Genomic DNA, 22,765 nt, shown 5'->3' on the forward strand with positions numbered 1-22,765 from the left:
GGTAACTATCATGGCATATAGCGAAAAAGTAATTGATCACTACGAAAACCCACGTAACGTAGGTTCGTTTGATAAAGAAGATCCAAATGTAGGTAGCGGCATGGTTGGCGCTCCAGCATGTGGTGACGTAATGAAACTGCAAATCAAGGTAACACCAGAAGGTATTATTGAAGATGCGAAATTTAAGACATACGGTTGTGGTAGTGCAATCGCGTCTAGCTCACTAGTTACTGAGTGGGTTAAAGGTAAGAGCATCGATGAAGCAGCGGCAATCAAAAACTCTGAAATTGCAGAAGAGCTAGAGCTTCCACCAGTGAAAGTTCACTGTTCAATTCTTGCTGAAGATGCAATTAAAGCAGCTGTTGCGGATTACAAAAAGAAACGTTAATCGCCCTTCATAGCGGTTCGTTGCAAAAAAATAGTAATATTAGGGAGTGCATTTTGTGCTCCCACTGAGTTCTCAAATTATTAAAACAAGGTTGTAGTATGGCCATCACCATGACAGAGACGGCAGCAAGCCGAGTTCAAGCTTTCCTAGATAACCGAGGTAAAGGTATCGGGTTACGTTTGGGCGTGAAAACCACTGGCTGTTCAGGTATGGCATATGTACTTGAGTTCGTTGATGAACTCAACGAAGAAGACCAAGTGTTTGAGCACTCAGGTGTTAAGGTCATCATTGATCCTAAGAGCTTGGTTTACCTAGATGGCACTGAGCTTGATTATGTAAAAGAAGGCCTAAACGAAGGTTTTGAATTCAACAACCCAAATGCGAAAGGCGAGTGTGGTTGTGGTGAGAGCTTTAATGTATAAGTGCTTGAATGGCTAAGCATCTATTGTAAGCGCATCGATTGTAAGCAACGTACAATTAGGCTCTGCATCAGGGCCTAAAATTAGGACCACCTTTACATGAATCATTTCGAATTATTTGGGCTACCACTTCAGTTTCAACTGGATGGTAGCCTTCTTGCTTCTCAGTTTAGAGACCTGCAGCGTCAATTTCATCCAGACAACTTTGCTACTGCCTCCGAGCGTGATCGCTTGCTAGCGGTACAAAAAGCTTCTCAAATCAATGACGCTTATCAGGTACTTAAGAACCCAATCAGTCGCGCAGAGCACCTATTAGTGCAAAATGGCGTTGATATTCGTGGTGAACAGCAAACCATGCAAGATCCAATGTTCCTAATGGAGCAGATGGAACTGCGTGAAGAGTTAGAGCACATCGCAGCAAGCCCAGATGGTGCTGACGAGCTGTTCGACTTCGATACTAAAGTCAGCAAAATGTATAAGCAGCACCTAGCGCAGATCGAACAACAGTTGGATCAAGCGGTATGGGAAGAAGCCGCTGACAGCGTTCGTAAACTGAAATTCATCGCAAAACTCAAGAAAGAAATAGAACAAGTCGAAGATCACCTGCTCGACTAGCGACTAGATAAAAGGAATCCTCATGGCATTACTTCAAATTGCAGAACCAGGACAAAGCTCAGCACCGCACGAGCATAAGCTGGCTGTGGGTATCGATTTAGGTACTACCAACTCTCTTGTTGCCTCGGTTCGCAGTGGTGAAGCGACGACCTTAGCGGACGCTCAAGGCCGCTCAATTTTGCCTTCTGTTGTTCACTATCAAGCTGATTCGCATACCACAGGCCAAGAGGCTCGTGATTGTGCGCAGACAGATCCACAGAACACCATTATTTCAGTGAAACGACTGATTGGCCGTTCACTGGCTGATATCAAGCAGCGCTACCCATCACTGCCTTATCAATTTGAAGAGAGCGATAATGGCTTACCTGTTATTCGCACGGAGCAAGGCACTAAGAACCCTATTCAAGTATCTGCTGATATCTTGAGAACTCTAGGTCAACGTGCGGAGTCTACCCTAGGCGGTGAGCTTGCAGGTGCTGTCATTACGGTTCCTGCTTATTTCGATGACGCTCAGCGTGCGGGTACAAAAGATGCGGCGCAACTGGCTGGTCTTCATGTTCTTCGCCTTTTGAATGAGCCAACTGCTGCTGCAATTGCTTATGGTTTAGATTCTGGCCAAGAAGGTGTGATTGCGGTTTACGACTTGGGCGGTGGTACGTTTGATATCTCTATCTTACGTCTATCAAAAGGTGTATTCGAAGTATTGGCAACGGGTGGCGACTCAGCATTAGGTGGTGATGACTTTGACCATCTAGTAGCCGATCACTTCCAACAGCAAGCCGGTTTGACAGAGCTAACTGCTGAACAAAGCCGTATTCTGCTAGACGCAGCCACAGACGCTAAAATTCGTCTGTCTGCTGAAGAGGAAGTTGATGTCGAAGCGCTGGGTTGGACGGGTACACTGACTCGTGATGAGTTCAATGACATCATCAAGCCATTGGTTAAGAAAACACTGATGTCTTGTCGCCGTGCATTGAAAGACGCTGACGTAGACGCTGATGAAGTGCTTGAAGTGGTCATGGTTGGTGGTTCAACTCGTACTTTGTTTGTTCGTGAAATGGTCGGTGACTTCTTTGGTCGCACACCACTGACGAGCATTAACCCTGATGAAGTAGTTGCAATTGGTGCTTCAATCCAAGCGGATATCCTAGCGGGTAACAAGCCAGATGCTGAAATGCTGCTATTGGACGTAATCCCACTTTCTTTGGGTATTGAAACTATGGGCGGCTTGGTTGAGAAGATCATCCCTCGTAACACCACAATCCCTGTTGCTCGCGCGCAAGAGTTTACTACCTTTAAAGATGGCCAAACGGCAATGACGGTTCATACCGTTCAAGGTGAGCGTGAGATGGTTGATGACTGTCGTTCACTGGCACGTTTTGCTCTTAAAGGCATTCCGCCTATGGCTGCGGGTGCAGCACATATCCGTGTTACCTATCAAGTTGATGCAGATGGTCTACTGTCTGTAACGGCAATGGAAAAGAGCACGGGTGTTCAAGCGGAAATTCAAGTTAAGCCATCATACGGTCTGAGTGACGATGAAGTGGCTAACATGCTGAAAGACTCAATGACATACGCGAAAGAAGACATGCAAGCTCGCGCTCTAGCTGAGCAGCGTGTAGAAGCGGACCGTGTGATTGAAGGCCTGATCGCAGCAATGCAAGCCGATGGTGACGAGCTACTTAACGAGCAAGAGAAGCAGCTGCTACTTCAAGCGATTGAGTCTCTGATCGAGAAGCGCAACGGTGATGACGTTGATGCGATTGAGCTAGAAATTAAGAATACAGACAAAGCGAGCCAAGACTTTGCTTCTCGTCGTATGGATAAATCAATTCGTGCTGCACTGTCAGGTCAGTCAGTCGATAATATTTAATAGTTAGAGAATAGATAAACATGCCAAAGATTATTGTTTTACCTCACGAAGATCTATGTCCAGAAGGCGCAGTGCTAGAAGCAGAAACGGGCGAGACAGTACTTGATGTTGCATTAAAGGCAGGCATTGGTATTGAACACGCGTGTGAAAAGTCGTGCGCATGTACAACTTGTCACGTTGTGATTCGTGAAGGTTTCGATTCACTAGAAGAGAGCGACGATCTTGAAGATGACATGCTAGATAAAGCATGGGGTTTAGAGATGGAATCTCGCCTAGGTTGTCAGGCAAAAGTTGCGGACGAAGATCTTGTTGTTGAGATTCCAAAATACACGCTAAACCTAGCTTCTGAAGATCACTAAAACTCACGCTAAATGGCGAAGGTTTTAGTAAAACTGGCTTAGAATAATAGTGTATTAGAGGCGCATGAGTGCCTTTAACTGATAAGGAAATGATATGAGCTTAAAGTGGATTGACTCGCGAGATATCGCGATTGAACTATGTGACTTATACCCGGATACGGATCCAAAAACGGTACGTTTTACTGATCTGCACCAATGGATATTAGATCTTGAAGACTTCGACGATGAACCAAATCACTCGAACGAGAAGATCCTTGAAGCCATCATTCTATGCTGGATGGATGAGATGGACTAAGCTCCCATGCTCATTTTTAACTCGGCGGCAGAGATAAGCTCTCTGAAAACACAGCCAAGTTAACAATTCTTACTAAAAAAAGCGGACCTTATGGTCCGTTTTTTTATCAAAATGACATTTTACTCCTACATAATGCTAACATCAGTTCGCTAATAAAAAATAATCTGAATCACAAAGGTAATGTGGTTCAAAGACAAGGAGAAATCATGTCTACACAGATGTCAGTATTTTTAAGTCAAGAGCCTGCCCAGCCTCAGTGGGGAGATAAGGCTATCCTTTCGTTTTCAGAAGCAGGTGCAACAGTTCACCTAGCAGGAGGCCACGATCTAGGCGCAGTTCAACGCGCAGGTCGTAAACTTGACGGACAAGGTATTTCATCCATTTCACTGCAAGGTGAAGGTTGGGATCTAGAGAGCGTTTGGGCATTCCACCAAGGCTATCGCGGTCCTAAAAAGCAAACCACGCTAGAGTGGGGCGAGCTATCAGAAGCGGATCAAGCTGAGCTAGAAGCTCGTATTCGCGCAACAGATTGGACTCGTGACATCATCAATAAAACAGCGGAAGAGGTTGCACCACGTCAACTGGCAACTATGGCTGCTGAATACATCAAATCTGTCGCGCCAGAAGGCACGGTAAAGGCGAAGATCGTTAAAGACAAAGACCTGCTCACTGAAGGGTGGGAAGGTATCTACGCTGTCGGTCGTGGCTCTGAGCGTACGTCTGCCATGCTACAGCTTGACTTCAACCCTACGGGTGATGAAAACGCACCAGTATTTGCATGTCTAGTCGGCAAAGGTATCACCTTCGATTCAGGCGGTTACAGTATCAAACCAGGTCAATTCATGACTGCGATGAAAGCAGACATGGGTGGTGCAGCAACGATTACCGGTGGTCTAGGTTTGGCGATTGAGCGTGGCTTGAACAAGCGTATTAAGCTTATTCTTTGCTGTGCAGAAAACATGATCTCGGGTCGTGCACTGAAGCTAGGTGACATCATCACCTACAAAAACGGTACTACAGTAGAAATCATGAATACCGACGCAGAAGGTCGTTTGGTTCTAGCTGATGGTCTGATGTACGCAAGCGAACAGAATCCAGAACTTATCATCGATTGTGCAACGCTAACAGGTGCTGCGAAGAATGCTCTGGGTAACGACTACCACGCACTAATGAGCTTCGATGATGAGCTTTCTCATCAAGCGCTAACAGCAGCAAACCAAGAGAAAGAAGGTCTATGGCCACTTCCATTGGCTGACTTCCACCGTGGTATGCTGCCATCAAACTTTGCTGATCTATCTAACATCAGCACTGGCGATTACACTCCGGGTGCAAGCACGGCAGCGGCATTCTTGTCTTACTTTGTTGATGACTACAAGAAAGGCTGGTTACACATGGATTGTGCGGGCACATACCGCAAATCACCAAGTGATAAATGGGCAGCAGGCGCGACAGGTATGGGTGTTCGCACTCTGGCTCGTCTGCTTATCGAGCAAGCAAAATAATTATAAAATCAGGCAGCTATCGGCTGCCTGATTGTTACCTGAACTCACTTAATGAGGACAGGTGTCATTTTAAATAACAACAAAAATGAAGTGAAGGAACCCCTATGGCTCTAGAAAGAACGTTCTCAATTGTTAAGCCAGATGCTGTTAAACGTAACCTGATCGGCGAAATCTACCACCGCATTGAAAAAGCGGGCCTACAAATTGTTGCAGCTAAAATGGTGCACTTAACTGAAGAGCAAGCGAGCGGTTTTTACGCAGAACATGAAGGCAAAGAGTTCTTCCCAGCTCTTAAAGAGTTTATGACGTCTGGCCCTATCATGGTTCAGGTGCTAGAAGGCGAAGATGCAATTTGTCGTTACCGCGAACTAATGGGTAAAACAAACCCTGAAGAAGCGGCGTGCGGTACTATCCGTGCAGACTACGCAATCAGCATGCGTTACAACTCAGTACACGGCAGCGACAGCCCAGAATCGGCAGCGCGCGAGATTGAGTTCTTCTTCCCAGAATCTGAAATTTGCCCACGTCCTGCTGAATAAGCAACGGGTAATACTCTCAAGGCTTCACTACGGTGAGGCCTTTTTTGTATCTGGGTTTTACGTTTGAGATAGTTTACCTAGTCGTCATTCCCGATAGCGACGAAGGAGCGTAGTCGGGAATCTTGCTCTTATTTCTAGAATTGTAAGTAGTGAATGAGGGTTGTGTAAATTTTAATCACTTAACTTTGAATGTCTTAGTAAACACAGGGTTTTACAGCTCTTGTTGAAGATGCGTAAAGGCTGTACAATTCGCGCCCTTAATTATTGTTCCGTCATTGAGAGGCACCATGACCACAGCTAAAGTCAATCTACTCGATTTTGATCGTAAAGGTCTTCGTAAATTTTTCACAGAAGAATTGAATGAGAAAGCTTTTCGAGCAGATCAAGTAATGAAGTGGATGTATCACTTCGGTGTCGATGACTTCGAAAACATGAACAACATCAACAAAAAGCTGCGTGAGAAACTTCAACGTCGCTGTGAAATCGTTGCTCCTGTTGTTTCTGAAGCTCAACACTCTTCAGACGGTACAATCAAATGGGCAATGCGTGTTGGCGACCAAGACGTTGAAACGGTATACATTCCAGACGGTGACCGTGCGACGCTGTGTGTATCTTCACAAGTAGGCTGTGCACTTGAGTGTAAGTTCTGTTCTACAGCGCAACAAGGCTTCAACCGTAACCTAAAAGTCTCTGAGATTGTTGGCCAAATCTGGCGTGCATCTCGTGAGATCGGTCTTGAGAAAGAAACAGGTCGCCGCCCAATTACAAACGTAGTAATGATGGGTATGGGCGAGCCTCTGCTTAACATGAAAAACCTAATGCCATCATTAGAGATCATGTTGGACGATCTTGGTTTTGCTCTATCTAAGCGCCGCGTAACAGTATCGACTTCTGGTGTTGTATCAGGTCTTGATCAAATGACGGGTAACATTGACGTTGCACTAGCAATCTCACTGCACGCGCCAAACGACAAGCTGCGTAGCGAAATCATGCCTATCAACGACCGTTGGGATATCGAAGACTTCCTAGCATCGGTACGTCGTTACATTGCGTCTTCAAACGCTAACCGCGGTAAAGTTACCGTAGAGTACGTTCTATTGGATCATGTGAATGACGATATGGACCACGCTCGTGAACTTGCTGAGCTAATGAAAGACACGCCATGTAAGATTAACCTGATTCCATTTAACCCGTACCCAGGTTCTCCTTACAAGAAACCAAGTAACTCTCGTATCGACCGTTTCCAAAAAACGCTAATGGAATACGACTACACAGTAACAGTGCGTAAGACTCGTGGTGACGATATCGACGCTGCATGTGGTCAGCTGGTGGGTGATGTTATCGACCGTACCAAACGTACGAAGCAAAAAGCTGCTGCGGAAACTATTCCAGTAAAAGCGCTTTAAGCCGCTCTCAGTTTTAACAACAAGCCAGAAGTTTACTTCTGGCTTGTTTGTTTTTGGCCGTTTATCACCGTTTGTCTGTTCATTGCGCCACGCTTTTTTACATTTTTCGTTAAATTTTGTACAAAACCATGAGCTAACGGTAAATTTTGTCGAAAGTGTTTTTGCCTTGTCATGGCATTGGCTTATGATTAAATCAGCTTAAACTCAGTTTAAGTGCTTACTTGCTACTCGAACCATCAATATGTCTATTTACAAGGTTGGCATTGAACAGATAGCTACCTGAGAAAACCCTTTTGCATAGCAGTGTGCGGTTTTCGATTTCAAAAGGTTTTTGGTGCGAGTCGCAGGACAAATTCCACAAAGAGTGGGTTGTAAGATTGAGCGTAAACGATAATAAAAAATGGCTCTCGACAACCGACGATAATATTTAGAAGTTCAACTTTATGAACACAGAACAAGATACACAAACTCCACAAGCTGCAGCTCCTGTACTGGAAGCTGGTACGATCCTTAAAAATCGACGTGAGTCGTTAGGTTTAACCCAACAACAAGTCTCTTCTCGCTTAAAGCTACGCGTTAGCTTGATTCAGCAGATTGAAGACAACCAATTTGACTCAGACCAAGTCGCCACCTTCATGCGTGGTTATGTTCGTTCATACGCCAAATACGTTAATTTAGATGAGAAAGTAGTTCTAGAAGCTTTAGAACACTCTGGTGATATTCAGCATCAAGAGCAAGAGATGATGAGCTTCTCTCGTAAAACCAAAACTGAGAAGCACAATAGCCGCATTATGCTGTTAACTTGGAGCATCTTTGCGGTTATTGCCGGTATCTCGTCGCTTTGGTGGTGGCAGAATCAACAACAAGACACGCTTTCTCAATCTCTAGTCGCAGAAGAAACTGCAGAAGAAGTGGTTGTCGATGAGCTTGGTGATGATCAACTCACCACATCTCTTGATCTGATTGAAGCTGAAACACCAGCAGTTGAAGCGCCGCAAGTTGTAGACAGTGAAGCAGTGGCTGAAACGAGTGCCGTGACAGAGATTGCGGATGCTGACGTTGCTCCTGAAGTAGAAACACCTGTGGAGCCAGTAGTTGCTGCTGTTGAGACTGAAGTTGCTGAGCCAGAAATTGTAACGCCTGAGCCATTAGCTAATGAGTTGGTCATGCAATTTAGCTCTGATTGCTGGATTCAAGTTAAAGACGCAACGGGCAGAACGCTGTCAACGGGCATCAAAAAAGCAGGCCAATCACTGAATTTATCAGGTGAAACCCCGTATAAAGTGGTTATTGGTGCACCAGAAGCCGTCTCAATGACATTTGCGAGTGAACCTGTCGACCTTTCTGGGTATACTTCAGGCAAAGTAGCTAGAATAACCTTACCTTAGAGTTAATATGCAACACGAATCTCCTATTATTCGTCGCAAGTCGACCCGTATTTATGTGGGCGACGTGCCGATCGGTGATGGTGCACCAATTGCCGTGCAATCCATGACTAATACTCGAACAACAGACGTTGCGGCGACTGTTGCTCAAATTAAATCGCTAGAAAATGTCGGTGCTGACATTGTACGTGTCTCTGTTCCAACCATGGATGCAGCAGAAGCGTTCAAGCAGATCAAACAGCAAGTGTCGGTACCTTTGGTTGCTGACATTCATTTCGACTACCGTATCGCCCTTAAAGTGGCGGAGTATGGCGTTGACTGTCTACGAATCAACCCAGGTAATATCGGTAATGAGAGCCGTATTCGCTCAGTTGTTGATTGTGCTCGCGACAAGAATATCCCGATTCGTATTGGTGTTAACGGTGGTTCTCTAGAGAAAGACATTCAAGAGAAGTACACAGAGCCAACAGCAGAAGCGCTAGTCGAATCTGCAATGCGCCATGTGGACATTCTTGATCGTCTTAACTTTGATCAGTTTAAGGTCAGTGTAAAAGCATCAGACGTATTCTTAGCTGTAGGTTCTTACCGCCTATTGGCGCAGAAGATCGATCAACCTCTACACTTAGGTATCACTGAAGCGGGCGGCGCTCGTGCGGGCGCTGTTAAGTCATCTGTTGGCTTAGGTATGCTTCTATCAGAAGGTATCGGTGATACGCTGCGTATCTCGCTAGCTGCAGACCCTGTTGAAGAGATCAAAGTTGGCTTTGATATTCTTAAGTCTTTGCGTATTCGCTCGCGTGGTATCAACTTCATTGCTTGCCCAAGCTGCTCTCGCCAAGAATTTGATGTTATTAATACGGTTAATGCATTAGAAGAGCGCTTAGAAGACGTGATAACCCCAATGGATGTGTCTATCATCGGTTGTGTGGTAAACGGCCCGGGTGAAGCGGAAGTATCGCATTTAGGCCTTGCGGGTAGTGCACGTAAGAGTGCGTTCTACGAAGACGGTAAGCGTCAGAAAGAGCGTTTCGACAATAATGACCTTGTCGATCAGCTAGAAGCGAAAATCAGAGCAAAAGCGTCTGTGATGGATAAAACCAATCGCATTGACCTAAAGAACCTAGAAGATTAATACAACGCGATGAGGTGAAGCGTTTAGACGTACCTTGTCGTGAAAAATGACGGAAAAAATTGTGGCTAAAAATATCCAAGCAATCCGAGGCATGAACGACTGCCTTCCAACTCAATCACCACTTTGGCAGAAAGTAGAAAGCGCTGTAAAAAGCGTAGTAAGCGCGTACGGCTACAACGAAGTACGTATGCCGATCGTTGAAGAGACAAACCTATTTAGCCGTGCTGTTGGTGAAGAGACTGACGTAGTTTCAAAAGAGATGTACACCTTTGAAGATCGCAACGGTGACAGCCTAACGCTACGTCCGGAAGGTACAGCAGGTTGTGTTCGTTCATGCATCCAAAACAGCCTTATTAACCGTGATGAACAGCGTCTATGGTACATGGGCCCAATGTTCCGTCACGAGCGTCCTCAAAAAGGTCGTTACCGTCAATTCCACCAATGTGGTGTAGAAGTGTTTGGTCTAGATGGCCCAGATGTTGACGCAGAACTTATCATGATGACTGCACGTCTATGGCGTGAGCTAGGCATCGACAAGCACGTACGCCTAGAACTGAACTCAATCGGTTCTACTGAAGACCGTGCTAACTACCGCACAGCACTTGTGGCTTTCCTAGAGCAACACATCGATGTGCTGGATGAAGATTGTAAGCGTCGTATGCACACAAACCCACTGCGCGTTCTAGATACTAAGAACCCAGACGTACAAGCGATTCTTGGTGATGCACCTCGCCTTTCTGAATATTTAGGTGAAGAGTCACAGCAACATTTTGCAGGTTTGTGTGAACTTCTTGATGCTGTTGGTATCGAATACCAAGTTAATGAGCGTCTAGTTCGTGGTCTTGACTACTACAACCGCACTGTATTTGAGTGGATTACTGACAGCCTAGGTGCACAAGGCACTGTATGTGGCGGTGGTCGTTACGACGGCCTAGTTGAGCAACTAGGCGGTAAGGCAACTAACGCAGTTGGTTTTGCAATGGGTCTAGAGCGCCTTGTTCTAATGATGGAGACTCTAGAGCTTACAGAAGTACGTCGCAGTGTTGACGTCTACATGGTAGCAGCGGGTGAAGGCACCATGATTGCAGGCATGCAACTGGCGAATGAACTTCGCGACAACATTGAAGGCGTTCGTGTAATGAACCACTTTGGTGGTGGTAGCTTCAAGAAACAATTTAAGCGTGCTGATAAAGTGGGCGCTGTCGTTGCATTGGTACTGGGTGAAAACGAAGTAGCAGACAACACAGTGGTATTGAAAGATCTGGTTGGTGGTGAACAAGAAGTTGTTGCCCAAGCAGACGTTGCGGCAAAAGTCGCGGCATTAATCTAAGTCGCCCGCTGAGCAACTAAACGCTCAATATGAATATTCAACGCCAGCTGTTTGCTGGCGTTTAAAAGAATCAAAGAGGACAGGAAGTGGAACTTTACGATAGCGAAGAGCAACAAGTTGAAGCCATTAAAGACTGGTGGAAAGAGAACGGCAAAGCTGTGATCTTTGGTGCTGTGATTGGTTTGGGTGGTCTGTTTGGCTGGCGCTATTACCAAGACTCAGTTATCCAAGCTCGTGAAGCAGCGTCTGAAAGCTACACTACAGCTATTTCTGCACTGGATGCAAAAGGTCTAGATGCACAAGCAGATATTCAAGCTTTCATCGATAGCAACAAAGATGCTGAGTACTCTGTACTTGCGGCTATGCAATTGGCTAAAGCACAAGTAGAAGCGGGTGATCTAGCCGCAGCGCTTGAACAGCTTGAGTGGGCACAATCGGCGACAAAAGACGCGGCATTGGCTCCTTTACTAGGCTACCGTATTGCTCGTGTAAAAGCAGAGCAGGGTGAGTTTGACGCAGCACTTAGTGAACTAGCGGCAATCACTGATGAATCGTGGAAAGGTCGTGTTGCGGAACTGCGTGGTGATATCTCACTTCGTAAAGGCGACAGCGATGCTGCATATACGGCTTACACTGAAGCTCAACAAGCTGTTGATGCTAGCCAAACGCTTCAAATCAAACTTGACGACTTAGCTAAATAAGGCGCTTTGAATGAAGAAGATGTTTCCCAAAGCGACACTGTGTGCAATAGCTCTTGGGCTGCTTGCTGGCTGTGCGGGTGAAGAAGACACGGTTATCATGGCGCCAGTGCCAACCGTAACGAGTGAATTTACACCGTCTCAAGAGTGGTCTACCTCAGTGGGTGATGGCGTTGGTCATTACTTCTCAAAGCTCACACCTGAATACGCATACGACAAAGTATTTGTTGCTAGTCGTGATGGTATGATCAAAGCACTTGACCCTGAAACGGGTAAAGAGATCTGGAAAAACGATCTAGAGAAAGACGTGATTGCGCGTATCTCTGGTGGTTTGACTGCGGGTTACGGTAAGGTTTTCCTTGGCTCTGAAAATGGCGAGATGATCGCTGTTGATGAAGAAACCGGTGAAGAACTATGGCGTGTGTCTGTGAACGGTGAAGTACTCGCTGCACCTGCTACAGAAAACAACATGGTTCTGGTTCATACTAGCCGTGGCATGATGGTCGCGCTTGACCAAGAAACCGGTGAAGAGAAGTGGACCATCAGTACTGAAGTACCTAGTTTGACGCTTCGTGGTGATAGTGCTCCTGTAACCGTATCTGGCGGTGTTTTCTGGGGAACAGCAAATGGTCGATTGGCTGCTGCTATCGTTGAACGTGGTCAGCTTATTTGGCAACAGCCAGTAGGCACACCAAAAGGTGCGACCGAGATCGACCGTCTTGTGGATGTTGACTCTTCACCAGTTGTTTTGGGTGGCACTCTTTACACGGTTGGTATTAATGGCCAATTGATTGCGATTGACCTACGCTCGGGTAAACCTGTGTGGAAGCGTAACTACTCTTCTGCGATTGACCTAGCGAGTGATGGTAGCCGCTTATTCGTTGTGACAGATAACGATCACCTAGCCGCGGTTGATGCGCGCAGTGGTACCGAGATTTGGAGTACATCGCTGCTTGAAAACCGTTTACTAACGGCACCTGCTATCATTAACGGATATGTGGTTGTGGGTGACACAGAAGGTTACTTACACTGGCTAGACCGTGCGACAGGTGATTTTGTGGCGCAGCAGCTGGTGGATGACAGTGGCTTTGCAGTAGCACCGATTGAGCTAGCTGGCGGTTACCTCGTCGTGACTCGCAACGGCGATGTAAAGAAACTGACGATTAGCCAATAAAAGCGTGATATAATTCACAGTCGGCTCCTGGTTGGTAACAGCCAGGGGCCGTTTTGTTGTTGTAAAATTAATAAAGCGTGTGGTTATAGGTAAGAGTTTAAACTTGCGAACAAGTGTTTACCTATAACTACATTAAGAAAAGAAATTGTAGAGGTTGTTATGGTACCTGTTGTTGCTCTAGTAGGGCGTCCGAACGTAGGTAAGTCTACGTTGTTTAACCGATTGACTCGAACTCGCGATGCATTGGTTGCGGATTTTCCTGGCTTAACGCGTGACCGTAAATATGGCCAAGCTCAGCTTGGTGAACACGAATTTATTGTTATCGACACCGGCGGTATCGACGGTACTGAGGAAGGTGTTGAAACAAAAATGGCAGAGCAGTCATTAGCGGCGATTGATGAAGCTGATGTTGTACTGTTCATGGTAGACGGCCGTGCGGGTCTAACACCATCTGACGTTGCAATTGCGAAGCACCTTCGTCAGCTAGAAAAGCCTTCTATGCTGGTTGTAAACAAGGTTGATGGTATCGACCCTGATGCAGCAAGTGCGGATTTTTGGCAGCTAGGTGTTGAAGACATGTACCAAATTGCTGCGGCTCACGGTCGTGGTGTAACGGCTCTTATCGATCTAGCGCTAAACCCATTCGCAGAAGCACTAAAAGCGGAAGCGGGTGAAGTGAGCGATCTGACTGAGTTTGAAGATGAAGAAGCTGAGCAAGTTGATTTCACAGAAGAAGAAGCGGAAGCAGAATTCCAACGTCTTCAAGATCAACCAATCAAGCTCGCGATCATTGGTCGTCCAAACGTAGGTAAATCAACGCTAACTAACCGTATCCTAGGTGAAGAGCGTGTGGTTGTTTACGATATGCCGGGCACAACGCGTGACTCTATTTACATTCCAATGAGCCGCGATGAGCGTGAATACGTTCTAATCGATACTGCGGGTGTACGTCGTCGTAAAAACATCAATGAAACCGTTGAGAAGTTCTCAGTAGTTAAAACACTGAAAGCGGTAGAAGATGCAAACGTTGTATTGCTGGTAATCGACGCTCGTGAAAACATTTCTGATCAAGACTTGAGCTTACTAGGTTTTGCTTTGAACGCAGGTCGTTCAATCGTAATCGCAGTAAACAAGTGGGATGGCCTAGATAACGACGTAAAAGAGCGCGTTAAGAAAGAGCTGGACCGTCGTCTTGGTTTCGTAGACTTTGCACGTATCCACTTCATTTCAGCATTACACGGCACAGGTGTTGGTCACTTGTTTGAATCTGTTCAAGAAGCTTACAAGTCAGCGACGACACGTGTAGGTACTTCAGTACTGACGCGTATCATGAAGATGGCAACGGATGATCACCAACCACCAATGGTTCGTGGTCGCCGTGTGAAACTGAAGTACGCGCACGCAGGTGGTTACAACCCACCAATCGTAGTTATTCACGGTAACCAAGTTCGTGAACTGCCAGATTCGTACAAGCGTTACTTGATGAACTACTACCGCCGTTCTCTAGAGATCATGGGTACACCGATTCGTATTCAGTTCCAAAACAGTGAGAACCCATTTGAAGGTAAGACAAACAAGCTAACTATCTCTCAAGAGCGTAAACGTAAGCGCATGATGAGCATGATGAAAGGCCGTAAGTAACCTTTACACCAGATTTGATACCCGAGCCGAGCTCGGGTATTTTTTTAAGCAAAATTTATTAGAACTCAAAAGCCATGACCACATCGATTCAAATTACTCCAACCATCACTCAGTTCTGTCACCAAATCTGGAGCTTAACTGCCACCGCGCAGCATATAGAGCAGCAAGCAGATAAAACGTACCTGATTGTAGATAAAACCCCATTTCATCCAGTTAGTCATATTTGGCCTGATCACCCTGCAGACCGAGGTTACATTGCGGTAGGCCAACAGCAGATAGAAGTAGAAGATTGTCTTGTTGGCGCGATAGAACAATCTACTGGAAAACTCTACGTTGCAGAAGATATTCCTGTTAAGCGTGATACGGAGGGCTGGGTGTTTGTCGTGGTTCATCAACTATCAGCTTCTGCAGAAGCTGTTGAGCTTGGTCAGCTAGTTGAACTTCATGTCGATCAAGACTATCAAGATAGCCTTAGTCGTGGGCACAGTGCAGGACACGTCGCATATCTTGCTTTAAATCAAGTGCTTGCAGAGCAATACTGGCGTAAAGACGCAGACAGAAAAGATCCATTAGGCCATTATGATTTCAATAGCTACGCGCAAGTAACGAGCTTTGTCACTCCAGATTTATGCACCGATAAATACCGTTTAGGAAAAACGCTTAAAAAGCGCGGTCTCAATGTTGCGAATATGGTGGAAAATCTTTCTGAGATTGAAGACTTGGTCAATCAAACGATCGCTGTTTGGTTAGAGCATAAAAGTGCAGTTGCAATGAAACTGGATGGTGAATGTTTGACAGATTCTCGTTACTGGCAATGGCAGAAAAATGAAAACACTTTAATTTCAATCCCTTGTGGTGGTACTCATATCAATAGTACTTCTGAGCTCGGCCGTCTGACCGTGAGTTTAGCAAAACTTGATGACCAGCATATTGAAATGCAGACGCATGTAAATCGACGATAACTGGTTACAGATCGAATTGTGATATTCTGATGGTGTAGCTTTTTAATGCCACTTTTAGATTTATATTCTTTTTAAAATCCAAATGCAGCACATGTAACTTATGCTTTCGGTGTGTGGTGATATAAATATTCTTTTTGGGGTAGATCGCTGATCAAAATAGATAAAGCGAAAGATCAACCTATGATCTTCAGTTATGTGTCATGGTTATTTAGTGTGTTATTATTGAGTAAAAAGTAAACTTGCATAAGAACGGGTTGCTATCAATACACTTGATAAAGTTGTTGTGAATGGAAAAAGAATTTTTATTGGAAGCTCACCGCTCAGTAAATAGCTTACTACGTAAGCTTGCACTCGGAATGGAGCGTAAAGAGCTGAATGAGAAGATCGTTCAGCTCACTGAGCATCTTTTCGGCGAGCGTATGGCGTCGATATTACTACTGAACACTGAGAAACAGACCTTACACTTAGAATACGCGCCCAACCTTCCTCAGTTTTACAATGAGAAAATTGAGGGAGTCGAGATCGGTGAGGGTATTGGTTCGTGTGGGGAGTCAGCGGCCCTCAAACAAGCCGTTATTGTTTCGGATATCAACCAGCATCCTAATTGGGCTGCTTTCTTACCGTTGACGCAACAAGCCAATCTTCATGCTTGTTGGTCGGTTCCTATTCTCTCATCCAATGATCATGTCCTTGGTACTTTTGCTATTTACAGCCAATTTCCTTCAGAGCCTCATGAGTTTGAAGTTGAAATACTGGAGCTGTTGGCATCCCTCTATTCAGTTGCCCTCGAGAAATATGAGCTAGAGGATCAACTTCAATATTACGCGACTCGTGATTCCTTAACGCGTTGTCTGAATCGTCGAGCACTGCTTTGTGAAGCTAAGAAGGTTCTGAAAAAGCGCTGTTTTGGTGAAAAGATCATGGGGTGTATGTTTGTCGATGTCGATAAGTTTAAATCGATCAATGACACCTACGGGCATCGCTTTGGTGATGAAATCCTTCAGAGAGTCGCCAAGGTTCTCGACGATGCGACGACAGCCTGCGCCAAAGTAGGGCGTTATGGTGGAGATGAGTTTGTGGTGTTCTCCTGCTTTAACTCTGAAGAGACCTTCTCCAGCACATATCGAGTACTCAACAGAACGCTGCAAGATGCGTTGTACATTGATGGAACTCAGTTTTCTGTCAGTGTTGGGATGGCGTTTGAAAAAAATCCCAATGGCTTAGGTGGATTGATTGCGGAAGCAGACAAGAACATGTACCAAATCAAGCAATCAAAAGTACACTAAGCGTAGAGTTAGCCCTAGTTGATGATTTAGGAATCCGATATGAGCGAAAATATCTGCCCTCAGTGTCAGTCTGAATTAGGTTGGGATGGGCAATACCACTGCGAAACTTGTGCTATGCATTTCACTAAAGTTGGTTACTGCCCAGATTGCCAAAGTCAGCTCGAGAAGCTTCAGGCGTGTGGTGCAGCCAGTTACTTCTGTAACGATAAGTGCAATGAACTCAAGTCTAAGTCGAGAGTGACGTTTGAGTTTAAGCCCTGTACTTAACCGCGATAAGTACTTAAGCGCGATATAAGCTGACTGCTCTTTGCCTCGCCTTAGAATACCTTCAAAATTTAAGCCCAGTTCTCAATGAGCTGGGCTTTATATTTTCCTCATGTTTCATATTGGTTCATTCCTAAGACTGCTGCACCATCATGAATCAGCTCCTATCGTGCATATTGCACCATATTTGTTTTTAACGAAATTAAATGACATAAAATCAATGAATTAAGTTAAATTTGATTTTGTCGGCAGCTTGGCACTCTTCTTGTAATTCTGTAATTGGATAATAAAAAACAATTATGGAGTAACAACTATGAACAAGGTGTTCAAATTATCGTTAGCTGCACTATGTACATCCCTCTCTTTCTCTTCTGCGAGCGTTCTTGCTGCGGAAGAGACCATTAAGGTTGGTGTCTTGCATTCGTTGTCGGGCACGATGGCAATTAGTGAAACCACACTCAAAGACACGGTTCTGATGCTAATAGAAGAGCAGAACAAAAAAGGTGGTCTACTGGGCAAAAAGCTTGAACCTGTCGTCGTAGATCCCGCATCAAACTGGCCATTGTTTGCTGAAAAAGCCCGTGAGCTGATCGAAAAAGAGCAGGTTGATGTGGTGTTCGGTGGTTGGACATCGGTTTCCCGTAAATCCATGTTGCCTGTTTTTGAAGAGCTCAACAGTATTCTCTTCTACCCAGTTCAATACGAAGGTGAAGAGTCTTCGAAAAACGTTTTCTATACTGGCGCTGCGCCAAACCAACAGGCGATTCCTGCAGTCGATTACTTGATGGAAGAACTCGAAGTTGAGCGTTGGGTTCTTGCTGGTACAGATTACGTTTATCCGCGCACAACCAACAAGATCCTTGAAGCCTACCTAAAAGAGAAAGGTGTCGCGCAAGAAGACATCATGATCAACTACACGCCATTTGGTCACTCTGATTGGCAATCTATTGTTTCCGACATTAAGAAGTTTGGCGATGCAGGTAAAAAGACAGCAGTAGTCTCAACAGTTAACGGCGATGCGAACGTTCCGTTTTATAAAGAACTGGGTGCACAAGGCATTTCATCTGAAGACATTCCTGTGATTGCCTTCTCTGTCGGTGAAGAAGAGCTATCGGGTATGGATACTGAGCCATTGGTTGGTCATCTTGCGGCTTGGAACTACTTCATGAGCGTTGATACTGAAGCGAATGAAGAGTTTGTTGAGACATGGCAAAACTTCATCAAGAACGAAAAACGCGTGACTAATGATCCAATGGAAGCGCACTACGTTGGCTTCAACATGTGGGCTCAAGCGGTAACGAACGCGGGCACCACGGATGCAGAAGCCGTACAAGATGCACTGATTGGTGTTTCTGTACCTAACCTTTCGGGCGGTTACTCAACCATGCTGCCTAACCACCATATTACTAAACCTGTATTGATCGGCGAGATCCAAGATGATGGCCAATTCGAGGTGGTGTGGGAAACCACAGGCCTTGTGGCGGGTGATGCGTGGTCAAGCTACTTACCGGAATCAGCCAAGCTTTACTCTAGCTGGTCGAAACCATTCTCATGCGGTGCATTCAACGTAGAAACGAAGAAGTGTTCAGGTAGCAATTAATTAAACCTAAACCATGCGCTCTTGGCACTCTCAGTCACTTAGTACTTTCAGTCAACAACGCCAAGAGCGCTTTTTCGGTGCGTATAGACCACATGGCTGCCCAAGCCAAAACAATAACAGGCCGCTTGATGATCTCTTGATACAAATAAAAGAGTGCGGCAAAAAACAGAGCTTGGCGGATTAAGGAACAATAAATGAAAAACGTATTAAACGTGTTTAAGGCACTGCTGCTTATAGTCGTCAGTGCTCAGTTTGCGTGGGCTGATGTGTCCGATAACGCAAACTTTACCAAGGCGCTAGTTGGTAAAAAAACGTCAGAGAAAGAGTCAGCTATCGACTGGCTCATTGCTTCGCAACCGGAAGGCGTGGCAAAACCGCTCTTGACCAGTTGGCTTAACGGCACGCTCTACTATGTGAGTGATAGAAAGAGCGAGCACTATCAACAGCTGTATGTGATTCAAGGTATTAAAACGGCAGCACAGGCTCAGTCGGCTTGGAATTACGAAACTCTGGCGATTGAGTCGAGCAAGCAATTCAAGAAAGTACGTGTAAACAACAAACTGCGTGGAATCTTACGGATTGAAATTGCGTCAATGGGGCTGAACAGTGACGATGCAAAGGTTCGCTATCAATCGGTCAATAACCTGCTTGGTAGCAAAGACATAGCGATTATCGAGCGCATTGAGCAAATGTTGCCGAATGAACCGGATGGTGATGTCGCGGATTTGATGGCATTGCTGTTGGCAGTTCACACATCTTTAAATACTCAAGGTAGCGTAGCGTCTCGTATTGAAGCAATTGAAGTGCTCGGTGATTTCAAACAATCCGCAGTGCTCAAAACTCTCAACTCTCTTCTTTCTAAAGAAAACGATCCTGCCATTATCGAAGCGGCCAATCGTTCCCTAGACCAATATCAGCAGAGCCAAGCCTTCTACTCGGGTGTTGAGACGGTTTTCTTTGGTTTGAGCCTAGGCTCAGTCTTAGTACTGGCGGGCATAGGTCTTGCGATTACGTTTGGCGTAATGGGCGTGATTAATATGGCTCACGGCGAGCTTATCATGATAGGCGCTTATACTACCTATGTACTGCAACTTATGATGCCAAACCACATCGGCACAGCGTTGTTATTATCGATTCCCGTTGCCTTCATTGTTTCTGGGTTAGTAGGCATTCTTATCGAGCGTTCTGTCATTCGTCACCTTTATGGTCGCCCACTCGAAACGCTACTCGCGACTTTTGGTATCAGCTTGATTTTGCAACAAGCGGTTCGCAGTATTTTCTCTCCGCTTAACCGTTCAGTAAGCACTCCTGAATGGATGGCTGGTGCGCTTGAGCTCAATCCTATGTTGTCACTGACCTATAACCGACTTTACATCATTTTGTTCTGCGCATTGGTGTTTATGGGACTGCTTATGGTTCTCAAGAAAACGCCACTGGGGTTACAAGTTCGTGCCGTCTCTCAAAACCGTGCAATGGCTCGCGCCATGGGGATTCGTTCTGAGCGTGTAGACGCCATGACCTTCGGCTTAGGTTCAGGTGTTGCGGGCGTTGCGGGAGTTGCTCTCTCTCAGTTGACCAATGTCGGCCCGAACATGGGGCAAGCGTACATCATCGATTCATTCATGGTGGTGGTGTTTGGCGGTGTTGGTAACCTATGGGGCACTTTGGTGGCTGGCTTAAGTTTGGGTCTGTTTAACAAGATACTCGAACCTTGGGCAGGCGCAGTGCTAGCGAAAATTCTCGTTCTGGTTTTCATCATTCTATTCATTCAAAAACGACCTCGCGGGCTATTCCCTCAGCGTGGGCGTGCGGCTGAAGGTTAAGGAGAGCGTTATGCAGTCGAAATCTTTTGTTCTCTCAGCCTTGAGAGGTGATAAGGGCGGTCAGTTGACCATACTCGTTCTTCTTGCTGCGGTGGTATTGGTGCCGATGGCCAATACGCTGCTGCCAAGTGGACACCCACTTCATGTCGAGACCTTTACTATCTCTTTGATGGGTAAGTACCTCAGCTATGCAATGTTAGCTTTGGCACTGGATCTGGTCTGGGGCTATTTGGGTATCCTCAGTCTCGGACATGGTGCATTTTTTGCGTTGGGTGGCTATGCGATGGGGATGTATCTGATGCGCCAAATTGGCGACCGAGGAGTCTATGGTGATCCAATTCTTCCAGACTTTATGGTGTTTCTTGATTGGTCGGCATTGCCTTGGTTTTGGAATGGCTTTGATCAGTTCTGGTTTGCATGCCTGATGGTTGTGTTGGTACCGGGCGCGTTGGCTTACCTGTTTGGTTACCTAGCATTTCGCTCGCGAGTGTCTGGGGTTTATCTCTCGATCATGACACAAGCGCTGACCTATGCGTTGATGCTGGCATTTTTCCGTAATGAGATGGGCTTTGGCGGTAACAATGGTCTCACGGACTTCAAAGACATTATCGGTTATAGCTTACAAAGTGATGCGACCAAAATCGGCCTGTTTGTTTGTACTGGCTTGGCGTTAATCGTCAGTTATGTGGTGTGTCGCATGGTGGTCACCAGCCGTTTAGGTCGTGTGGCATTGGCGATTCGAGATACAGAGTCGCGTACTCGCTTCATGGGTTACGACGTTGATGGCATTAAGTTGTGGGTGTTTGTTCTATCGGCAGTGATAGCGGGTATCGCAGGTGCTTTGTATGTACCACAAGTGGGGATCATTAACCCAGGTGAATTTGCGCCACTTAACTCGATTGAAGTGGTGGTATGGGTTGCTTTAGGTGGCCGTGCCACTCTGTTTGGTGCGATTGTCGGTGCGCTCATTATCAACTATGCCAAGAGCTGGTTTACGGTTGAATTTCCAGAAGTGTGGCTATTCGCTTTAGGTGGTCTATTTGTGTTATCGACCATGTATTTACCGCAAGGCGTGATCGGCTTCGTGAGTGATAAATGGCAACAATTGCGTAAGAGATCCAGCTCGTCAAAGTCTGATTCTTCTGATAGCGACTCATCGAACAATACCCCATCAAACCCTCGTTTCACCAGTGCGGATGAAGCATCAGTTAAGCCACAGGAGGTGACAGCATGAGTACATTGAACTCTCTAAAAGATTCGGTGAGTGCACTGACGCGCCGCGATCAGGTATTTGATTACCTCAAACCGGATGTGCACCCTGCGATTGATACTCGTCATAACATTTTGCTGTACGTGGAAGGAGTGAATAAGAGCTTCGATGGTTTTAAAGCGATCAACGATTTGAATCTGTATATCAAAGAAGGAGAGCTGCGCTGCATCATTGGCCCCAACGGAGCAGGCAAAACCACCATGATGGACATCATCACCGGTAAAACCAAACCCGATACTGGCGAGGTGTGGCTTGGCTCTAACATCAATCTTTTGAAGATGAATGAAGCCGAGATTGCCAATGCGGGGATTGGGCGCAAGTTCCAAAAGCCAACGGTGATTGAATGTCTCACCGTATGGCAGAACTTAGAGTTGGCGATGTCAGGCGTGCGCTCAGTGTGGGGAACTTTTACTGCAGTGATGAACGGTGAGCAAAAAGACAAGCTGCTCTCTGTGCTTGAGCTGATCCACCTACATGAAGAAGCGACCAACCTAGCAGGTAACTTATCTCATGGTCAGAAGCAGTGGTTGGAAATCGGCATGCTGTTGATGCAAAACCCGAAACTGCTGCTGGTGGATGAACCCGTCGCAGGTATGACTCACCAAGAGATGGACAGAACCTCAGAGCTACTTAACTCTCTCGCGGGCAAGCATTCAGTAGTGGTAGTCGAGCACGATATGGATTTTGTTCGCTCTATCGCGAGCCATGTCACCGTGCTACATCAAGGTCACGTGCTTGCCGAAGGCACCATGGATCAGGTGCAAGCACATCCACAAGTGAAACAGGTTTATCTGGGAGAATAAG

General features: G+C 45.9%; 22 protein-coding genes. All 22 read left to right on the forward strand.

Annotation, left to right across the window (positions count from 1 at the left end):
* Positions 1-10 precede the first annotated feature (10 nt).
* Positions 11-388: a Fe-S cluster assembly scaffold IscU gene (gene iscU, locus OCV50_RS02895; protein ID WP_032551304.1), complete on the forward strand. Its 378-nt coding sequence runs from the start codon at positions 11-13 to the stop codon at positions 386-388.
* Positions 389-486: 98 nt separating this feature from the next.
* A complete protein-coding gene (gene iscA, locus OCV50_RS02900; protein WP_032551305.1) occupies positions 487-810 on the forward strand; it encodes an iron-sulfur cluster assembly protein IscA in 324 nt (107 codons plus the stop codon).
* Positions 811-906: 96 nt separating this feature from the next.
* Entirely contained in the window at positions 907-1,422 is a 516-nt protein-coding gene (gene hscB, locus OCV50_RS02905) for a co-chaperone HscB (protein WP_239842332.1), read from the forward strand.
* A 22-nt stretch (positions 1,423-1,444) separates the two neighbouring features.
* Positions 1,445-3,295: a Fe-S protein assembly chaperone HscA gene (gene hscA / locus OCV50_RS02910; RefSeq protein WP_261903657.1), complete on the forward strand. Its 1,851-nt coding sequence runs from the start codon at positions 1,445-1,447 to the stop codon at positions 3,293-3,295.
* Between the two features lie 20 nt (positions 3,296-3,315).
* A complete protein-coding gene (fdx, locus tag OCV50_RS02915) occupies positions 3,316-3,654 on the forward strand; it encodes an ISC system 2Fe-2S type ferredoxin (protein ID WP_032551309.1) in 339 nt (112 codons plus the stop codon).
* Positions 3,655-3,748: 94 nt separating this feature from the next.
* Entirely contained in the window at positions 3,749-3,949 is a 201-nt protein-coding gene (gene iscX, locus OCV50_RS02920; RefSeq protein WP_032551310.1) for a Fe-S cluster assembly protein IscX, read from the forward strand.
* Positions 3,950-4,155: 206 nt separating this feature from the next.
* The gene (gene pepB, locus OCV50_RS02925; RefSeq protein ID WP_239842334.1) at positions 4,156-5,451 is read left to right on the forward strand and encodes an aminopeptidase PepB; all 1,296 of its coding nucleotides are present in this window, start codon (positions 4,156-4,158) and stop codon (positions 5,449-5,451) included.
* 104 nt (positions 5,452-5,555) lie between these two features.
* On the forward strand, positions 5,556-5,990 hold the full coding sequence (gene ndk, locus OCV50_RS02930; RefSeq protein WP_032551313.1) for a nucleoside-diphosphate kinase: 435 nt from the start codon (positions 5,556-5,558) through the stop codon (positions 5,988-5,990).
* Between the two features lie 287 nt (positions 5,991-6,277).
* Entirely contained in the window at positions 6,278-7,396 is a 1,119-nt protein-coding gene (locus OCV50_RS02935; protein ID WP_032551314.1) for a bifunctional tRNA (adenosine(37)-C2)-methyltransferase TrmG/ribosomal RNA large subunit methyltransferase RlmN, read from the forward strand.
* A 443-nt stretch (positions 7,397-7,839) separates the two neighbouring features.
* Positions 7,840-8,784, forward strand: a complete 945-nt coding sequence (rodZ, locus tag OCV50_RS02940) for a cytoskeleton protein RodZ (RefSeq protein WP_261903658.1) — start codon at positions 7,840-7,842, stop codon at positions 8,782-8,784.
* A gap of 7 nt (positions 8,785-8,791) precedes the next feature.
* Positions 8,792-9,913 carry a flavodoxin-dependent (E)-4-hydroxy-3-methylbut-2-enyl-diphosphate synthase gene (ispG, locus tag OCV50_RS02945; protein WP_239842336.1) on the forward strand — a complete coding sequence of 374 codons (1,122 nt, stop codon included), beginning with the start codon at positions 8,792-8,794 and terminating at the stop codon, positions 9,911-9,913.
* Positions 9,914-9,974: 61 nt separating this feature from the next.
* Positions 9,975-11,243 (forward strand): histidine--tRNA ligase, encoded by a 1,269-nt coding sequence (gene hisS / locus OCV50_RS02950; RefSeq protein WP_239842337.1) that lies wholly within the window; start codon positions 9,975-9,977, stop codon positions 11,241-11,243.
* A gap of 86 nt (positions 11,244-11,329) precedes the next feature.
* Positions 11,330-11,944, forward strand: a complete 615-nt coding sequence (locus OCV50_RS02955; protein WP_239842338.1) for a YfgM family protein — start codon at positions 11,330-11,332, stop codon at positions 11,942-11,944.
* Between the two features lie 10 nt (positions 11,945-11,954).
* Complete coding sequence (gene bamB / locus OCV50_RS02960) at positions 11,955-13,115, forward strand: outer membrane protein assembly factor BamB (protein ID WP_261903659.1); 1,161 nt, start codon at positions 11,955-11,957, stop codon at positions 13,113-13,115.
* A gap of 159 nt (positions 13,116-13,274) precedes the next feature.
* Positions 13,275-14,756: a ribosome biogenesis GTPase Der gene (der, locus tag OCV50_RS02965; protein WP_261903660.1), complete on the forward strand. Its 1,482-nt coding sequence runs from the start codon at positions 13,275-13,277 to the stop codon at positions 14,754-14,756.
* Between the two features lie 74 nt (positions 14,757-14,830).
* Positions 14,831-15,718, forward strand: coding sequence for an alanyl-tRNA editing protein (locus OCV50_RS02970; protein ID WP_261903661.1), 888 nt, complete (start codon positions 14,831-14,833; stop codon positions 15,716-15,718).
* A 287-nt stretch (positions 15,719-16,005) separates the two neighbouring features.
* A complete protein-coding gene (locus tag OCV50_RS02975; protein WP_239842342.1) occupies positions 16,006-17,004 on the forward strand; it encodes a sensor domain-containing diguanylate cyclase in 999 nt (332 codons plus the stop codon).
* A 39-nt stretch (positions 17,005-17,043) separates the two neighbouring features.
* On the forward strand, positions 17,044-17,271 hold the full coding sequence (locus tag OCV50_RS02980; RefSeq protein ID WP_261903662.1) for a zinc ribbon domain-containing protein: 228 nt from the start codon (positions 17,044-17,046) through the stop codon (positions 17,269-17,271).
* 310 nt (positions 17,272-17,581) lie between these two features.
* The gene (urtA, locus tag OCV50_RS02985) at positions 17,582-18,868 is read left to right on the forward strand and encodes an urea ABC transporter substrate-binding protein (protein WP_261903663.1); all 1,287 of its coding nucleotides are present in this window, start codon (positions 17,582-17,584) and stop codon (positions 18,866-18,868) included.
* Between the two features lie 194 nt (positions 18,869-19,062).
* On the forward strand, positions 19,063-20,691 hold the full coding sequence (gene urtB, locus OCV50_RS02990) for an urea ABC transporter permease subunit UrtB (RefSeq protein ID WP_261903664.1): 1,629 nt from the start codon (positions 19,063-19,065) through the stop codon (positions 20,689-20,691).
* A gap of 10 nt (positions 20,692-20,701) precedes the next feature.
* Positions 20,702-21,925 carry an urea ABC transporter permease subunit UrtC gene (gene urtC / locus OCV50_RS02995; protein WP_261903665.1) on the forward strand — a complete coding sequence of 408 codons (1,224 nt, stop codon included), beginning with the start codon at positions 20,702-20,704 and terminating at the stop codon, positions 21,923-21,925.
* On the forward strand, positions 21,922-22,764 hold the full coding sequence (gene urtD, locus OCV50_RS03000; protein WP_032551327.1) for an urea ABC transporter ATP-binding protein UrtD: 843 nt from the start codon (positions 21,922-21,924) through the stop codon (positions 22,762-22,764). Before urtC ends, urtD begins: the two co-directional genes overlap by 4 nt.
* The last annotated feature ends 1 nt before the right edge of the window (position 22,765 follow it).

The sequence above is a fragment of the Vibrio fortis genome (assembly GCF_024347475.1).
Taxonomy (GTDB): Bacteria; Pseudomonadota; Gammaproteobacteria; order Enterobacterales; family Vibrionaceae; genus Vibrio; species Vibrio fortis.

Coding starts and splice junctions, on each gene's coding strand:
- iscU (WP_032551304.1), top strand. CDS start 11: ATGGCATATAGCGAAAAAGTAATTGATCACTACGAAAACCCACGTAAC.
- iscA (WP_032551305.1), top strand. CDS start 487: ATGGCCATCACCATGACAGAGACGGCAGCAAGCCGAGTTCAAGCTTTC.
- hscB (WP_239842332.1), top strand. CDS start 907: ATGAATCATTTCGAATTATTTGGGCTACCACTTCAGTTTCAACTGGAT.
- hscA (WP_261903657.1), top strand. CDS start 1,445: ATGGCATTACTTCAAATTGCAGAACCAGGACAAAGCTCAGCACCGCAC.
- fdx (WP_032551309.1), top strand. CDS start 3,316: ATGCCAAAGATTATTGTTTTACCTCACGAAGATCTATGTCCAGAAGGC.
- iscX (WP_032551310.1), top strand. CDS start 3,749: ATGAGCTTAAAGTGGATTGACTCGCGAGATATCGCGATTGAACTATGT.
- pepB (WP_239842334.1), top strand. CDS start 4,156: ATGTCTACACAGATGTCAGTATTTTTAAGTCAAGAGCCTGCCCAGCCT.
- ndk (WP_032551313.1), top strand. CDS start 5,556: ATGGCTCTAGAAAGAACGTTCTCAATTGTTAAGCCAGATGCTGTTAAA.
- OCV50_RS02935 (WP_032551314.1), top strand. CDS start 6,278: ATGACCACAGCTAAAGTCAATCTACTCGATTTTGATCGTAAAGGTCTT.
- rodZ (WP_261903658.1), top strand. CDS start 7,840: ATGAACACAGAACAAGATACACAAACTCCACAAGCTGCAGCTCCTGTA.
- ispG (WP_239842336.1), top strand. CDS start 8,792: ATGCAACACGAATCTCCTATTATTCGTCGCAAGTCGACCCGTATTTAT.
- bamB (WP_261903659.1), top strand. CDS start 11,955: ATGAAGAAGATGTTTCCCAAAGCGACACTGTGTGCAATAGCTCTTGGG.
- der (WP_261903660.1), top strand. CDS start 13,275: ATGGTACCTGTTGTTGCTCTAGTAGGGCGTCCGAACGTAGGTAAGTCT.
- OCV50_RS02970 (WP_261903661.1), top strand. CDS start 14,831: ATGACCACATCGATTCAAATTACTCCAACCATCACTCAGTTCTGTCAC.
- OCV50_RS02975 (WP_239842342.1), top strand. CDS start 16,006: ATGGAAAAAGAATTTTTATTGGAAGCTCACCGCTCAGTAAATAGCTTA.
- OCV50_RS02980 (WP_261903662.1), top strand. CDS start 17,044: ATGAGCGAAAATATCTGCCCTCAGTGTCAGTCTGAATTAGGTTGGGAT.
- urtA (WP_261903663.1), top strand. CDS start 17,582: ATGAACAAGGTGTTCAAATTATCGTTAGCTGCACTATGTACATCCCTC.
- urtB (WP_261903664.1), top strand. CDS start 19,063: ATGAAAAACGTATTAAACGTGTTTAAGGCACTGCTGCTTATAGTCGTC.
- urtC (WP_261903665.1), top strand. CDS start 20,702: ATGCAGTCGAAATCTTTTGTTCTCTCAGCCTTGAGAGGTGATAAGGGC.
- urtD (WP_032551327.1), top strand. CDS start 21,922: ATGAGTACATTGAACTCTCTAAAAGATTCGGTGAGTGCACTGACGCGC.